Source organism: Bradyrhizobium sp. McL0615 (assembly GCF_049993905.1).
Classification (GTDB): domain Bacteria; phylum Pseudomonadota; class Alphaproteobacteria; order Rhizobiales; family Xanthobacteraceae; genus Bradyrhizobium.
The window spans coordinates 8595234-8609170 of sequence record NZ_CP188254.1; the positions used below are offsets into that span (position 1 = coordinate 8595234).

Genomic DNA, 13937 nt, shown 5'->3' on the forward strand with positions numbered 1-13937 from the left:
GGGGAGGGGCAGGCCATGCGTGGCAAAAGGATTGCAAAAATTGTGATCGCGCTGGCGATCGTCGGCATCGGTTATGCCGCCTTCAAGGACGACATCGCCAAGCTCTGGCAGGATTTTCACGTCAAGCTCGTGGAGCATCCGACGCCCAAGAGGACGGTCTGGCTCGACCAGGGCATCGCCAAGGAAAAGCTGAGCTGGTTCTATCACGCCGATCAGGGAACGCGGACGTTCGGCTTTCCCTACGAGTGGCTGATGGCGCTTGAGCAGCCGACGCTTCCCTGGCTGCTGTTCACCGAGGTCGACCTCTTCAGCGACACCGCCTATCTCGATCGCTACGGATTCATTGCCGACACCATCATATCAGGCAAAAAGGCGCTGCCGATCGGCTTCGCACAGGGCGGTCCGATGCTGGACCCGACTGGTGCGCCGTGGAAAAACCCGCGTAACAAGCAAGACATGACCGGCGTCGGCCTGACCTGCGCGGCCTGCCACACCGGCAGCTTCACCTACAAGGACACCGCTGTCGTCATCGACGGCGGGCCGGCCCTTACTGACCTGTTCAAGATGAAGCAGGGAATGGGTATCTCGCTCTTTCTGACGCGCTTCTGGCCCGGACGGTTCGACCGCTTCGCCGAGCGCGTCCTTGGACCGGGCTCGAGCATCGACGACCGCGCGACGCTCAAGAACCAGCTTGATCAGGTTCTCAATCAATACAAGCAGGTCAAGAGTCTGGAAGAGCGCGTCGCCTCGCAGAGCATCCTGGAAGGCTACGGCCGGCTCGACGCGCTCAACCGGATCGGCAACCAGGTATTTTCAATCGACCTGAAGAAGCCGGAAAACTACGCCGGCTCCTCCGCGCCGGTGCATTTCCCCCGGATCTGGAACACGCCGTGGTTCGACTGGGTGCAATATAACGGCTCGATCATGCAGCCGATGGTGCGTAACGCCGGCGAATCGCTTGGCGTGTCGGCGGAGCTCAACCTGAACGATCCGTCGAAGGGTCTCTTCAAATCGAGCGTTGACATCAAGTCACTCGACGAAATGGAGCAGATGATCAAGGGCAACACGCCGCCGAACGCGAAGGACGGGTTCTCGGGCCTGAAATCTCCAAAATGGCCCGGCGATATTCTGCCGCCGATCGACCAGAAACTGGCAGCCCAGGGCGCGGAGCTCTACAAGACCCATTGTCAGGAATGTCACCGTCCGCCGGTGACGAACGAGGCGTTCTACGATTTCAACAACAAGGACTGGTGGACGAAAAACCTGGTCGGCGAGGCGATCCTCAAGGTCGAGAATATCCCGATCTCGCATATCGGGACCGATCCCGCGCAGGCGGCAGACATGGCAAACCGAACGGTTGCCACTCCCGCAAATCTCGACATTCGCGAGACCTCATTCGCCCTCGCGCTCGGCGCCGTGGTCGAGAAGACGGTCAATTACATCTACGATCAGAGAAAGCCGCCGATGAACGCCGCGGAACGGCAGGCGGCCAATGGAAATATGAAGAACGAGCTGCGGAAGGACCTTGCCTACAAGGTGCGCCCGCTCAACGGCGTCTGGGCGACGCCGCCTTATCTTCATAATGCCTCGGTGCCGACCATCGAATATCTGCTGGGGGATCCGGAAAAAAGACCGGCGAAATTCTATCTCGGCAGCCGCGAATACGACCCCGTCAAGCTCGGTTACAAGACTGAGCCGATTGCCAACGGTTTCGAGTTCGACACCTCGATTCGCGGCAACTCGAACAGGGGGCATGAATTCCGCAAGGACTTCAGCAAGGACAAGGAAATCAAGGGCGTGATCGGACCGGCGCTGTCGGCGGACGATCGAAAGGCGCTGATCGAATACCTCAAGACGCTCTGAGGTCGTTGGCACACAGGCAACCGCGGCCGGGTTCTGCCCGGTCCGCATTTATAGCCGCAATGCGCGGCGCAGATGGATCAGGCGGCGCGCTTTACCGGCTGGCCACCAGCCGCAAATGCGGCTTGATCGTCTGTTCCAGTTCGGCCTTGAGCTGCTGCACGCGGGGATCGCCCGAGCGCGCCGCACACACCGCATATTGATTGACCGAGCACGCCAGCGCGTGCCGCTCTTCGGCCGTCCGCGTCACTTTCGGGCTGGACAGCCTCAGCACGATCCCGCCGAGTTGCACCAGCATTTCGTCGAGTGCCTGATTCACACTGGCAATCTGATTCATGGCACCACTCCCTTCGACAGGAGTAACAAGCAAGTCTGCCCGCCCGTTCCCCGCGCGAGCGCTTACGGATAACAGGAAGTAAACGGGGCACGCTTCCATCGACGCGTGGCCCACGCTTCTGCTTGCAGGACTCATTATCAATTGAAGGAAATCGTCCGGTTCCGCGCCTGCACGGCCGCGCGCTTCATTCACCTGGAACCAGATTCCCGACCGTCGGCCGCGACGGGCGCCGATGCTTTCGGCGCGAAAGATACAGCATCAGGCCCGTGACCATGAAAAGCGGCATCAGAGCCGCGGCCATCATGAACAGCAGCTGGCCCGGCCAGCCAAACAGGCTGCCGCGATGAATATCCAGCACGCTGGCAAGGATTCGCTCGCCGATCGATTTGTCCGCGTAGATCTCCGACGAAACCAGCCGGCCGGTGACGGTATCGATCCGGAATTCGTCCCGCGCGCCATCGTGCGACGCATCCCGCGACCAGGAGCGGATTCGCACGACTATCCCCGCACCGGCCGGCAGCGTCAGCTGCGCCGTTGCGAAACGGCTGCCCTGTTCATGCAGGAATGCCGACCAGGCGCGGTCGAGCGCCAGCGGTCCGGCCTCGGTTGCGCCAGTGCCAGCCCCCCGCGGCGATTTTGGCTGCATCTTCGGCTGCATCGGTGTTGCGACAGCCGAGGGCCGCGACAACAGCCAAGTAGCGCCGTTCTTGTACCAGTCGAACGAATACCACAGGCCGGTGAGCGTCATCACCAGATAGATCATGAGCACCCATGTGCCGGCGACGGCGTGCAGCGACCGGTGCAAGCCGCGACCGCGCAATGCCAGATTTGGCTTTAGCCATATTTTCACTCTGCCGGCGCGGCGCGGCCATCGCAGCACGAGACCGGAGATCAGCATCACGATCAAGCCGATCGCCACCACGCCAGTGACCTGCCGGCCATAGCCGTTGGCATCGCCGGGTATCAGCAGCCAGCGATGCAGCTTGCGGACGGTGGCGAAAAACTCCTCGCCCCTTGGCGTGCCGAGCACGCGCGCATCATACGGATCGACATAGACCGAGGATGGCCGCGATCCGCCTTCGTTGCGGGCAAACCTGACGCGTACCGCCCGGGACGGATCACTTGCCATCGTCACGGCCGAAACCTTGCCAAAATCCTGAGTGGCCTGCAGGCGCGCGATCAGCCCATCCGGCGTCAGCATCGGCGTGGATCGGGCCTCGACCTGCATGATCCCGGCATTCAGGCTGGCAACGATCTCGTCCTCGAAACTCATCGTCGCCCCGGTCAACCCGATCAAGCTCAGCACCAACGCAATCGCAAGGCCAATGATGGAATGGGCCTGCAACAGGGCGGCCTTGATCGAGGACTTGCTCATGGGGGAAACATGTCACGGGGATCGGCGCCGAAATCGACGAGGCTCGTCGCAATCGCCGCCTGTTCAACGGGGTTGCCCGAACCATACCGAAGAGATGTTCGTCCTGCTACCCGACCGGGGCTCGCGCGGTTTGTAATAGTTCTATGTTGGATGTACGACTGGTCGTCACTTCGCTTCACAAAGACGGGATTCACGCGGCCACGTCCAGCGGCCTCCGCGAATGAATAGAACAGCGTTGGAACTGAATCCCGCCGAGGACAGGCGCGCTTCATGCGAGCATCGGCAAGTCTGTCATCGCGATGCATCGGTAAGCGGCAATTACAGCAAAACCAGACAATGCGGCCGCCGCGCACCCGCCTGCAGGCTCATTGCAATTGAAGTAGATCGACCTGCTCACAAAATGGTGTGATTGCGGCGGTCACGCCCGTTATCTATGCTGTCGTCTTATTCCGAAGTGAGGCACGCCCCGCATGATTACGCCGCTCGATCCCGTCATCGCCCAGATCATTCCGCTGTTGCCGTTGCGCGATCCGACAAATATGACGCCGCAGAGCGCGCGCGATGCGCTCCGTGCGCTGGCCGCCTCGCGCGCGGATGTCCCGCCGCCACCGGTGATGAGTGCGGAGGACATCAAGGTGAAGGGCGCCACCGGCTTCCTCAGCGCCCGCGCCTACCGGAACTCGAACGACAAATCGCCGACGGTGGTGTTCTTTCACGGCGGCGGCTGGGTTGCCGGCGATCTCGAAACCCATGACCGGCAGGCGCGCTGGCTCGCGATCGAGACCGGCGCGGTCGTCATCTCGGTCGATTATCGCCGCCCGCCGGAGGTGCGGTTTCCCGGCGCCTTCGAGGACTCTTTCGCTGCGACAAAGGACGTCATCGCCCGCATCGCCGAATTCGGCGGCGACGAGAAGCGCGTCGGTGTGGCCGGTGACAGCGCCGGCGGCAATCTGGCGGCCAGCATCGCGATCGCCTGTCGCGACGCCGGCATCAAGCTGGCGGCGCAACTGCTGGTCTATCCCGTCACCGACGTCTTCGGAAATTTCGAAGATGCAAAAGAGAACGCCCGCTTTCCCTCGCGCGCAGAGAACGCGGAAGGCTATTTCCTCACCCGCGCCACCATGGAATGGTTTTGCGGCCATTACCTCGCCGACAAAACCCACGGCACCGACTGGCGCGTCTCGCCAATGCGCGCCAAAAATCTCGCGGGGCTTGCGCCCGCGGTCGTCGCGACCGCCTGGTTCGATCCGCTCCGCGACGAGGGCAAGGCCTATGCCGACGCGCTTGCCGCCGCCGGCGTTCCGACCAGCTATTACGACGGCCTCGGCCTCATCCACGGCTATTTCGGCCTCGGCGAAGCGTCGGAGACCGCCAAGCGCGAGGCGCAACGCGCGCGGGCCGATTTCAAGGCGTTGCTCGACAAGGGCGCGTAGCCCCGGGTGTCAGCGCCATCATCCGCGGCCCGGCAGGGCTCGAATGAATTCGACCAACGCAGCACTGACTTCGTTCGGCCGCTCCTGCTGGGTCCAGTGACCGCAGCCGGGAAGCATCTGGATGTTGCGCAAGCCGGGAACGAAGGTCTTGAGGTTCGCTAGCAGCTGGTCCGTGCCGGGGAAGGCGACCACGAAGTCGCGATCGCCCGCGATGTAGAGCGCCGGGACCGTCACCTGCAGGCCGGCCATCGCGCCGGTGATTTCCCAGTTGCGGTCGATGTTGCGATAGTAGTTGAGCGCGCCGCGAAAGCCGCTGCGCCGGAATTCCTCGCCGTAAAAATCGATGTCGCTTTCTTCGATCCATGATGGCAGGGTTTTGGGTGCGCCCGGTCCCTGCAGAAATCCGCCGCCCTTCGGCACCATGCCGAGGTTTTGTGCGGGCCCGCCGGCGGCCACGGCCGCGCGGGCTGCGGCTACGCCATCGCCGGACGCGCCGAACAGCATGTTGCGAATGGTCGCGCGCGGATCGCGCCCGAGTTCAGCCTCCGCGACGCCCGGCTCCTGGAAATAGAGCTGATAGAATTGCGCATTCTCGGTGCGCGGCATCAGGCTGGTCGGCGGCGCCTTGCCGCGCGGCCGGAACGGCACGCTGAGCGCTGCCACCGCCCTGAAGCGGTCGGGCCGCATGAGCGCGGCCTGCCAGGCGACGCTGGCGCCCCAATCATGCCCGACGATGACCGCGGTCGCCGCGCCCAGGGCGTCGAGAATGCCGACCATGTCGCTGACGAGATGCAGGATCGTGTATTGATCGATCGCCTGCGGCGCATCGCTCTTGCCGTAGCCGCGCATATCGGGGGCGACGACACGAAAGCCGGCGCCAGCGAGCGCGTCGATCTGATGCCGCCACGAGAACCAGGATTCAGGAAAGCCATGCACCAGCAGCACCAGCGGCCCCTCGCCCTGCTCGGCGATGTTGAGGTGAATCCCGTTGCATTCGATGATGCGTTGTTTCGGTGTGTTCATCTTTTCATCCCTCTGCGCGGTTGCCGCTGATGCGTTTGAAGAGACCGCATCAGGCGCCAGCCGCAACGCGAGCGGCGCCAGTGCCGCGGCCAATAGCTGACGTCGGTTCATGATCTCGCCTCCCGGCCAGGCCCACGCGCAGCAGCGGGCTCGGCTGTCAGTTGCGACTGCTGCTCGCGAACGAATTGTTCAAAGGTCTTCGGCTTGGCGCCGCCGATTTTTTCGATCGTGTCCGTCACGGCGAAGCGTGCGGCCTCCGCGGAAAGGCTGGCAGCTCGCAGCGACTTCCAGAGCGAGGACAGATGTTCGACCGCATGCGCATTCCAGCCGCGCGCGAGAACCTCGCTCCGCCATTGCTCGTCGGTGATTTCCTCGTAATGGATGTCCTTGTTGAGGACGCGCGCAAAAGCCCCGACGATCTCCTTGACGGAAATGACGCTGCCGATGACCGGATAAGCGGTTCCTGCGGCCCGCTCAGGACCCGTGAGCAGACCCACTGCAATCCGCGCGACGTCTTCGGCCGAGATCAGCGGCAGAATGGTGTTTTCATTGCCAAGCGGCAGGCGGATGGCGCCGTGCGCCGGCATGCCTGCGCCGACAAGACGCGCCACGTTTTCGTAAAACACGGTGGCGCGAAGATGGAGCGGACCGACGCTCGACCACTCGAACACCTGTTCCGACAGATAGTTCTGCCGCATCCGGGGCGTCGGCGCGTCGATCGACGATTGGTACATCACGAGATTGACGAGCCGCGAAACACCATGCTTGCGCGCGGCAAACGCCATCGCGGCGGTCGCGTCTGCCAGTCCGTCCTGGACCGGATAGGCAAAGTAGATCGCGGAGACATCCCTGGTGGCCTGTTCGACGGAGCGAGCGTCGAGGAAGTCGCCGACAACAATTTCGGCGCCGAGCGATTTCAGGCGATCGGAGCGTTCGTCGATCTGGCGCACGAAAGCGCGGACGCGGGCGCCGCGCTCGAGCAGCATCTCGGAGACATGCCGGCCGGTCCTGCCCTGGTTGCCGCCGGCCGCCGAGGTCACAAGGATTGGTTTCGTCATGACAGGTGTCCTTTACATCGGAGTTTGCTTTGGTACTATCCGGTACCGCATAAACCGAAATATGGTACTACTTGGTACCAAGTCAAGTGGAAAAATCAGGCGATGAGTCCAAGAATGAAGGCGCGCGAGGAGGAGACCGAAGGCACCGAGGCCCGGAAGCGGATCCTCGGCGCGGCCCTTACGGCGTTCATGGAGGGCGGCTATGCCCAGACCAGCACGCTGGAAATCGCAACGCGCGCGCGCGTTTCCAAACGGGAGCTTTACGCGCAGTTCGGCAACAAGGAAGCGATGCTCGTCGCCTGCATCACCGAGCGCGCCCAGCGGCTGAAGGCGCCGGCCGATCTCCCCGAGCTACGCGACAGAAAAATCCTGACCGATGTACTCGCCGCTTTTGCAACAAGGCTTCTGACGGAAACGACCGATCCGGTCGTCGTCGCCGTGTTCCGGCTGGCGATATCCGAAACCGTGCACGCGCCGAAGGTCGCGCAAGCGCTGGACACGATCGCCCGCAAGCCCACGCGCGATGCATTGCGAACGATTATGACCAACGCCAAATCAGCCGGGCTTCTTGCTGGCGATCCCGACGCGATGACCGAAAAATTTATGGGTCTGCTCTGGGGCGACCTGATGACCGGCCTGCTGCTTCAGGTCGCCGATCGCCCGAGCGCCGCCGAGATCGCGCGACGGGCGCGCGACACAACGACGGCGTTTTTGCAAATCTATCCGGAGCCCGGTTAGGGCTGGAGCCAGCATTAATTGGACTTCAGGTCATCGAAAGACTGGCGATCCCGGCATGACTCGAACATGCGACCTACGGTTTAGGAAACCGTCGCTCTATCCGGCTGAGCTACGGGACCGCGGACCCGCTGCGTAGGCGGGTACTGACCGCTTCATACCAAAGCGGGCGCGGCATCGCCAGCCCTCCGACACGGCTGACAGGCCGCATCGGAAGGAAGCCGGTTCCGGGCCAGACGATGTCGGGGTGGTCAACAGGCGTCCGCCCTACGCCTTGATGTTGTTCTCGCGGACGACCTGGCCCCAGATGCTGACCTGCTTGGCGAAGAACGTCGCAAAATCCTTGCCGTCGGCGAGCAGCAGCGTCATCTGCTGGGTCTCCTGCAAACTCGTCGCGACGGAAGGCTCGCTCAGAATCTCCTTTACCGATTTCGCCATGCTGGCGATGATGTCCGGCGGCGTGTCCTTTGGCGCAAAAATGCCCCACCAGGCTAGCGTCTCGAAATCGGGATAGCCCGCCTCGATCGCGGTCTGGGTGTCCTTGAGCACGGGCATCCGCTCACGGCCCATCTGCAGGATCGGACGCAGCATGTTGGTGCCGAGTTGTGCCGTGATCAGCGCGGCCGATCCGATGATCAGATCGACATGGCCGCCGAGCACGTCATTCATCGCCGGGCCGCCACCGCGGTAAGGCACGTGCGTGATCTCGACGCCGGCTTTCTTGCCGAGCACCGTCATGGCGAGATGGCCAAGCGTGCCGATGCCGACGGAGGCGTATTTTACAGCACCTGGATTTGCCTTGCAGGCCGCGATGACGTCGGCAAAATTCTTGTAAGGCCGCTCGGCGTTGGCGGCGACGACGTAGGGCGCGGTGCCGACCAGGAACACCGGGACGAGATCCTTCTCGACATCCAGGCCCGGCTTTTCGAGGATCGAGGGGATCACCGCATGCGAATCGAAGGTCACCATGAAGGTCGCGCCATCAGGCGCGCTTTTCGCGACCTGGATGGCGCCGAGCGAGCCGGCCGCGCCGGACTTGTTCTCCACCAGCACGGTGCGGCCGAGCTTGGTCTGCAGGTGGGATTGCAGCAGCCGCGCCAGCGCGTCGGTGGAGCCTCCCGGCGGGAACGGCACCACCAGCGTCATGTTCTTGGCCTGCTGCGCCAGCGCCGGCGTCACCGCGAAAGCGGCCGACGCTGCAAGCAAATTGCGTCTGGTAATCTTCACAAGTGTCTCCTCCTGATTTTGACTGCGATTTTATTTTTTGTTGTTCGCAGACTTGACTAGCGCGTGATGAATTTTCTCTGAATCGTCATCCCGCTCTTATTGTTTGAGTGGAGCATGGTCTCTTCGGAAAACCGGTTCCCTGTTTTCCGGAGCAGGCTCTAGCCGAAGCCCGACCCGGCTTTTTTATACTCGGGCCGCGGCGGGCTGAAGATGTCAAGCACGCGCGCGCCGTCCGGTCCAGCCCGCATCGTGTGCGGCACATTTCCCGGCGTGCGCCAGAAATCGCCCTTCTTGACCGAAATTTCCTCATCCCCCTGAACCCGGATGGCCGAGCCATCGAGCAGCACGCCCCATTGTTCCTCCGGGTGGTGATGCAGGGTGCCCTGAGCGTGCGGCGCCAGCGTCACCACCGACAGCATCGCGTGCTCGCCGGAGAAGATTCGCGTCGTGACCCCCGCCGCCAGTTCGCGAAGCAGGCCGTCGGCCGGGTTATCCAGATTGTGAAACTCGTCTTTCTGACTCATCGTTTCTCCCTGACGGTTTTCCTTGACGTTTTCCTTCGCGCTCTCGCGCATCGATCAAGACTTGCCGTAGCTGCCCTGGTAGCGGCCTTCGCGGATCGAGAGGATGGTTTGCTCCTCGCGCGCGATCTGGGCGCGAACGGCTTCCAGCAAGGTGCCTGCCGTCGCGGCGGGAAACGAGACCACGCCGTCCTCGTCGCCGACCACGATGTCGCCGGGGGAGATCACCGAGCCGCCGATCGATACCGGCACGTTGATTTCGCCGGGCCCGCTCTTGTAAGGACCGCGGTGGATCGCGGTGCGGGCAAAGCAGGGAAAATCGGATGCCGCGAAGGCCGCGACGTCGCGGATCGCGCCGTCGATCACATAGCCGGCGGCGCCGCGATATTCGGCGATCGTCTTCATGATCTCGCCCACCAGCGCCCGCGTCTCGTCGCCGCCGCCATCGACCACGATGACGTCGCCGGGCCCGACCAGTTCGAGCGCTTTATGGATCGCCAGATTGTCGCCCGGCCGCGTGCGCACGGTGAAGGCTATGCCCACCAGCTTGCTGCCGCGATGGAACGGCCTTAAGCCCACCGCGCCCGGCAGCCGGGCAAGGTTGTCGCTGATCACAGAGGTCGGCGCGCCTCTGAACGCCTCGATCAGGTCAGATGCCGGCTTCGGCACGCTCGTCATGGCCGTGGTGATGCTCATACAGACTGTTTCCCCTTGCGATTGTTCTGCCGCTCCGCCCGCCAGCGTAGCGCCGGCAGCCGGCGCCGCGGCGAGTGAAGTAGCACGCTGGACCGATAGCTCGGGGTCACGGCATGGCGCAACACCATGAAGTCCACCCTGGCCGCAAAACAAATAGCATTCCGCATGAGCAGCTATAATGGATTTGCAACACCTTGCCCGGCGCCCGGACCAGCCGCTTCGCCGCCCATCCAAGCCATTCTAATGACTTGGTGATTTTCGTCCGCATTCGGCATCGGTCGTCCGGCCATGTTGCCGCTGGCGGCCTTCAGTCGCACCTCCACCGGCCACACTTGTTAGCACCAAGTTAACCAGAGCGTTCGACGTTAAAGGCCGGATTCGACGATTCAGGCGCGGGTCACCTCAAGATGCTGTTTCAGAACCTTTCGCCTTCACCGGCGCTTTCGATTACGCAATTTTTCGATATTGATGCCTTCCGGCCGGTCGAGTTTGTCGCCAATGCGCGCAGCGTCCCCTTGAACCTCGCGAATTTCTATACCGCGCGCGCTATGGTGCAGTTGCCCTTCTGCCAGATCACCGTGCTCACCACGTTTCCCCGCATTGTCGATGTCAGCTACCGCGCGGCGCATGGCGTCGTCATGTTCCAGCTCGAGGACCGCTACGAGGTGTCCGCCAACGGCATGTCCGTGAACCGCCCGGCCTTTATCGGCATGCGCGGCAATCTGGATTTGCAGTTCGTCGAACCCCGTGGATCGCTGCACGCGATCGTCACCCTTGGCGCCGGCCTGCAGGATCGGGAATGGTTCGATACGCCGGACGAACTGTGCCCGTTCACGCCGGACCCCGACGCACTGGCGACGGTCAGATCCGTCACGACAGGTATTTTGCTGGCGGCTTCCGCCAGACCCGATTTGTTGCAGGAGCCGGGCTCGGCGTTTGTAATGCAGGAGGGCCTGCTGCTCGCCATCGACGAGATGTTCCGCAGCGGCCGAACACCGGAATTGGCGGGCCGGCTTGCAAGCAGGAGCTACTGCCGCCTCGTTCGCAGGATCGACGAGTATGTCGCGTTTCATGCCGCCTCGGCGATCTACAGCGCCGACCTGGCCGAACAATGTGGCGTGTCGGTCAGAACGCTGGGCACGGCAGTGGCGAACGTTCGCGGCATGAGCCTGCATCGCTATCTGCGTCTCAAGCAGCTTTGGTCGGCCCGCGCCCAACTCGTGAAAGGGTCCGACGCCATTACCGTGACGTCGTGCGCCCGCGCCAACGGGTTCCATCACATGGGCGAATTTGCCAGGCTCTATCGCGCGACGTTCCACGAAACGGCATCGCGCACCCTGGCCCGCGCGCGGATCTGACTGATTCTTGCCACAATGTAGCGTGCTTATCCGCTCGCTCTCAAAAGGTGCCGAATCGACCGTCGCAGCATCGCGCGCGCGGGGCGCTTTGCCGTTGAGTTTATTCGATGATTTTCAACGACATGGCACTGTGTTCCATCGGTCACATCCAACGGATAGACTCACAACGACAGCGGGAAAATCGTGCAATTTCGGCGTGACAGCGCTGCCAAAATGATGACAATCGACTCAATCACAGTTTCCTAGAGAATTCGCCTGGAGAAAACCGTCCGTGATCGCCTCACGTGCTTCTTCGTTTGCTATTGCTACCATCGGGAGCCTCGTCGTGCTGGCCCCGGTGCGCAGCGACGCGCAGTGGTGGCGTAGCGCACCTGTCGATTTCGAATCCTGCGCTGACGTGGCCGAGAAGGCGAAGACCAAGGAAGAAAAGACGGCGAAGCTCGCCGAATGCAACGCGAAGTTTGCCGGCCGTCGCAAGCCCGGCGGCGGCTACACCTATTACGACTTCATGCAGGACCGGACCTTCGACATTGCGGGCCCCAACCCGACGCCGGAAGAGCAGAAAAAGATCGACGAGCAATATACCGCCTATCTCGAGCGCGAACGGCGCAGCCACATCGCTGCGGCGCTGGCGGCCAAGCAGCAACAGCCGGAGCCGCCGCCGGCGCAGGAATGGCAACAGGTCTCGCTGCGCAGCGAACCGGGCTCTCTCCCGCCGGCTGAAACCGAAAAGGTGCCGGTACCGGTGGCAAGTCCGGTCAAGCAGGCGGCGCGCATCAAGGCGCTGCAATGCGCCAAGGATCAATTTTCGTGTGAATGGCCGCGGCTTTCAGAGAAAGTCAACGAACTGAAAAAGCTGTTCAACCCTCAGCAGCCGCAACAACAGGCGGCGGCCAGGCAGAAGAAGAGCTAGATCCTTCTGTCGTGGCGGAGGGGCTTGCTCACGCAACGACATCACCTCAATGCGCGCGTGGCTTCTTGACGCGGCGCGGCTTGACGACCGGCGCTACGGCTGCCCGTGACGCCGCCCGCTGCTCCTGCAGCCGAGCATCATAGCCCGGCGATGGCGTCGCCGTCGGCGGTACCGCCCGGGCGGGCGTCAACGACGCCGAGCCGGCAAGGACGACCGCCATCAGTGCCAGGCCTGTCCGGCTCATTCGCTTCTCCCTCGAACGCATGTTCGATCTGTGCTGGACGGCGCCACTCTAGGCCGGGCCGCACGCGCTGATCCAATCAATTCGCTGCGCGAACCTGGGCCGGTGTCAGGCCCGGCGAGCCCTTGGCCTCGCGCTCGGCCTGCCGGATCAGTTGCACGATCCGGCGCGACAGCGGCGCTTCCAGCCCACGACGTTCGGCGATCTCGGTGATGACGCCCTGCAGATAATCGATCTCGGTGCGCCGGCCGTGTTTGAGATCTTCCCACATCGACGACCGCGCCTCGGGATCAATCTTCATGGTCCGCCCCAGCATCGGCTCGAAGATGACATTGGGCAGGCGCAGCAGCGGCGGCATCCACCCTACCGGGATCGGCGCCGGCGAGACCGGCTTGATGCCCTCGGCGCGGATCGCAGCCAGACCTTCCGCGATCTGATCGGCGAATAATTGCCGCCATGGCCGCTGGGCCAGTTGCCGGCGCAGCGGCAGATCGGCCAGCGCATTGAGTGCGTTGTTGAGATTGAGCACGAGCTTGCCCCATTGCACGCCCTCAATGTTGTCGGTCGCCCGTATCGTCAGGCCCGCCACCGACAACCTCTCCGCAGGTAGCGCCGCATCCTGCGCGATGACGATGTCGCCGGAAGTAGCGCGATGAAACCGTCCGTTGCCGAGCGCGATCACGTTGAACGGCACCATGCCGCCGAGCACGCGCCGCCCCGGCAGCCGGTCGCGCAGGACGGCGGCATTGCTGACGCCGTTCTGCAGGCTGACGATGATGACATCCGATGGCACGTGCCTGGCGATGATATCGGCCATGGCGGCGGTATCCGCGCTCTTGACCGTGACCAGCACAATGCCGGCATCCTCAAATATTGACGGATTTTCCGACAATGCGAACCGATCGCGGGGAAGGGTCTGGTCGAAACCTTCGAAACTCGTCGGCCGCAGGCCGCCTGCTTCGATTTCGGCGATGACGCGCGGACGCGCCAGCAGCGCAACTCGGTGGCCGCCGGCCGCCAGCATGCCGCCGACGAAGCAGCCGATGCTGCCCGCCCCTGCAATACCGATGGTTTTGCCCGCAACCATTTTGCGCCTGCCGCGTTGCACCGGGCTTCAAATAGCAGAGCGCGCGGTCCGAGCCTACCTTGGGCGATGGCCG

The 13937-nt window shown here is 63.0% G+C and carries 14 protein-coding genes and 1 tRNA gene; 5 read left to right on the forward strand and 10 right to left on the reverse strand.

The window, feature by feature from the left end:
• Nucleotides 1-15: 15 nt before the first annotated feature.
• Nucleotides 16-1863 carry a di-heme-cytochrome C peroxidase gene (locus ACPPVP_RS41430; protein ID WP_426529653.1) on the forward strand — a complete coding sequence of 616 codons (1848 nt, stop codon included), beginning with the start codon at nt 16-18 and terminating at the stop codon, nt 1861-1863.
• A 91-nt stretch (nt 1864-1954) separates the two neighbouring features.
• Here ACPPVP_RS41430 and ACPPVP_RS41435 read toward each other — a convergent pair whose 3' ends face one another.
• Both ACPPVP_RS41435 and ACPPVP_RS41440 read right to left on the reverse strand, forming a co-directional pair.
• Entirely contained in the window at nt 1955-2197 is a 243-nt protein-coding gene (locus ACPPVP_RS41435) for a hypothetical protein (protein WP_426529655.1), read from the reverse strand.
• A 184-nt stretch (nt 2198-2381) separates the two neighbouring features.
• Nucleotides 2382-3572 carry a PepSY-associated TM helix domain-containing protein gene (locus tag ACPPVP_RS41440; protein ID WP_426529657.1) on the reverse strand — a complete coding sequence of 397 codons (1191 nt, stop codon included), beginning with the start codon at nt 3570-3572 and terminating at the stop codon, nt 2382-2384.
• A 470-nt stretch (nt 3573-4042) separates the two neighbouring features.
• Here ACPPVP_RS41440 and ACPPVP_RS41445 point away from each other — a divergent pair, with 470 nt between their 5' ends.
• The gene (locus ACPPVP_RS41445) at nt 4043-5005 is read left to right on the forward strand and encodes an alpha/beta hydrolase (protein ID WP_426529659.1); all 963 of its coding nucleotides are present in this window, start codon (nt 4043-4045) and stop codon (nt 5003-5005) included.
• Nucleotides 5006-5023: 18 nt separating this feature from the next.
• On the opposite strand, the gene ACPPVP_RS41450 is transcribed toward ACPPVP_RS41445, so the two are convergent.
• Together ACPPVP_RS41450 and ACPPVP_RS41455 are read right to left on the reverse strand one after the other, a co-directional pair.
• Nucleotides 5024-6139: an alpha/beta fold hydrolase gene (locus ACPPVP_RS41450; RefSeq protein ID WP_426529661.1), complete on the reverse strand. Its 1116-nt coding sequence runs from the start codon at nt 6137-6139 to the stop codon at nt 5024-5026.
• Nucleotides 6136-7086, reverse strand: coding sequence for an NmrA family NAD(P)-binding protein (locus ACPPVP_RS41455; protein WP_426529663.1), 951 nt, complete (start codon nt 7084-7086; stop codon nt 6136-6138). Before ACPPVP_RS41455 ends, ACPPVP_RS41450 begins: the two co-directional genes overlap by 4 nt.
• Nucleotides 7087-7188: 102 nt before the next feature.
• Here ACPPVP_RS41455 and ACPPVP_RS41460 point away from each other — a divergent pair, with 102 nt between their 5' ends.
• Nucleotides 7189-7824, forward strand: a complete 636-nt coding sequence (locus ACPPVP_RS41460) for a TetR/AcrR family transcriptional regulator C-terminal domain-containing protein (protein WP_426529665.1) — start codon at nt 7189-7191, stop codon at nt 7822-7824.
• Between the two features lie 42 nt (nt 7825-7866).
• Here ACPPVP_RS41460 and ACPPVP_RS41465 read toward each other — a convergent pair.
• The 4 genes from ACPPVP_RS41465 to ACPPVP_RS41480 all read right to left on the reverse strand — a co-directional run bounded on the left by ACPPVP_RS41465 (nt 7867) and on the right by ACPPVP_RS41480 (nt 10265).
• Nucleotides 7867-7943: transfer RNA gene (locus ACPPVP_RS41465), tRNA-Arg, on the reverse strand.
• 145 nt (nt 7944-8088) lie between these two features.
• Nucleotides 8089-9048, reverse strand: a complete 960-nt coding sequence (locus ACPPVP_RS41470) for a Bug family tripartite tricarboxylate transporter substrate binding protein (protein WP_426529667.1) — start codon at nt 9046-9048, stop codon at nt 8089-8091.
• Between the two features lie 158 nt (nt 9049-9206).
• Complete coding sequence (locus tag ACPPVP_RS41475) at nt 9207-9572, reverse strand: dimethylsulfonioproprionate lyase family protein (protein WP_426538339.1); 366 nt, start codon at nt 9570-9572, stop codon at nt 9207-9209.
• 54 nt (nt 9573-9626) lie between these two features.
• A complete protein-coding gene (locus ACPPVP_RS41480; protein ID WP_426529669.1) occupies nt 9627-10265 on the reverse strand; it encodes an RraA family protein in 639 nt (212 codons plus the stop codon).
• 407 nt (nt 10266-10672) lie between these two features.
• Here ACPPVP_RS41480 and ACPPVP_RS41485 point away from each other — a divergent pair, with 407 nt between their 5' ends.
• Both ACPPVP_RS41485 and ACPPVP_RS41490 read left to right on the forward strand, forming a co-directional pair.
• Nucleotides 10673-11623, forward strand: coding sequence for a helix-turn-helix domain-containing protein (locus ACPPVP_RS41485; protein WP_426529670.1), 951 nt, complete (start codon nt 10673-10675; stop codon nt 11621-11623).
• A gap of 271 nt (nt 11624-11894) precedes the next feature.
• Nucleotides 11895-12536, forward strand: coding sequence for a hypothetical protein (locus ACPPVP_RS41490; protein ID WP_426529672.1), 642 nt, complete (start codon nt 11895-11897; stop codon nt 12534-12536).
• A gap of 46 nt (nt 12537-12582) precedes the next feature.
• Here the strand turns inward: ACPPVP_RS41490 and ACPPVP_RS41495 are convergent, their stop codons facing one another.
• Entirely contained in the window at nt 12583-12780 is a 198-nt protein-coding gene (locus tag ACPPVP_RS41495; RefSeq protein WP_426529674.1) for a hypothetical protein, read from the reverse strand.
• 76 nt (nt 12781-12856) lie between these two features.
• On the reverse strand, nt 12857-13864 hold the full coding sequence (locus tag ACPPVP_RS41500; protein WP_426529676.1) for a 2-dehydropantoate 2-reductase: 1008 nt from the start codon (nt 13862-13864) through the stop codon (nt 12857-12859).
• Nucleotides 13865-13937 lie beyond the last annotated feature (73 nt).

Coding starts and splice junctions, on each gene's coding strand:
- ACPPVP_RS41430 (WP_426529653.1), top strand. CDS start 16: ATGCGTGGCAAAAGGATTGCAAAAATTGTGATCGCGCTGGCGATCGTC.
- ACPPVP_RS41435 (WP_426529655.1), bottom strand. CDS start 2,197: ATGAATCAGATTGCCAGTGTGAATCAGGCACTCGACGAAATGCTGGTG.
- ACPPVP_RS41440 (WP_426529657.1), bottom strand. CDS start 3,572: ATGAGCAAGTCCTCGATCAAGGCCGCCCTGTTGCAGGCCCATTCCATC.
- ACPPVP_RS41445 (WP_426529659.1), top strand. CDS start 4,043: ATGATTACGCCGCTCGATCCCGTCATCGCCCAGATCATTCCGCTGTTG.
- ACPPVP_RS41450 (WP_426529661.1), bottom strand. CDS start 6,139: ATGAACCGACGTCAGCTATTGGCCGCGGCACTGGCGCCGCTCGCGTTG.
- ACPPVP_RS41455 (WP_426529663.1), bottom strand. CDS start 7,086: ATGACGAAACCAATCCTTGTGACCTCGGCGGCCGGCGGCAACCAGGGC.
- ACPPVP_RS41460 (WP_426529665.1), top strand. CDS start 7,189: ATGAGTCCAAGAATGAAGGCGCGCGAGGAGGAGACCGAAGGCACCGAG.
- ACPPVP_RS41475 (WP_426538339.1), bottom strand. CDS start 9,572: ATGAGTCAGAAAGACGAGTTTCACAATCTGGATAACCCGGCCGACGGC.
- ACPPVP_RS41480 (WP_426529669.1), bottom strand. CDS start 10,265: ATGAGCATCACCACGGCCATGACGAGCGTGCCGAAGCCGGCATCTGAC.
- ACPPVP_RS41485 (WP_426529670.1), top strand. CDS start 10,673: ATGCTGTTTCAGAACCTTTCGCCTTCACCGGCGCTTTCGATTACGCAA.
- ACPPVP_RS41495 (WP_426529674.1), bottom strand. CDS start 12,780: ATGAGCCGGACAGGCCTGGCACTGATGGCGGTCGTCCTTGCCGGCTCG.
- ACPPVP_RS41500 (WP_426529676.1), bottom strand. CDS start 13,864: ATGGTTGCGGGCAAAACCATCGGTATTGCAGGGGCGGGCAGCATCGGC.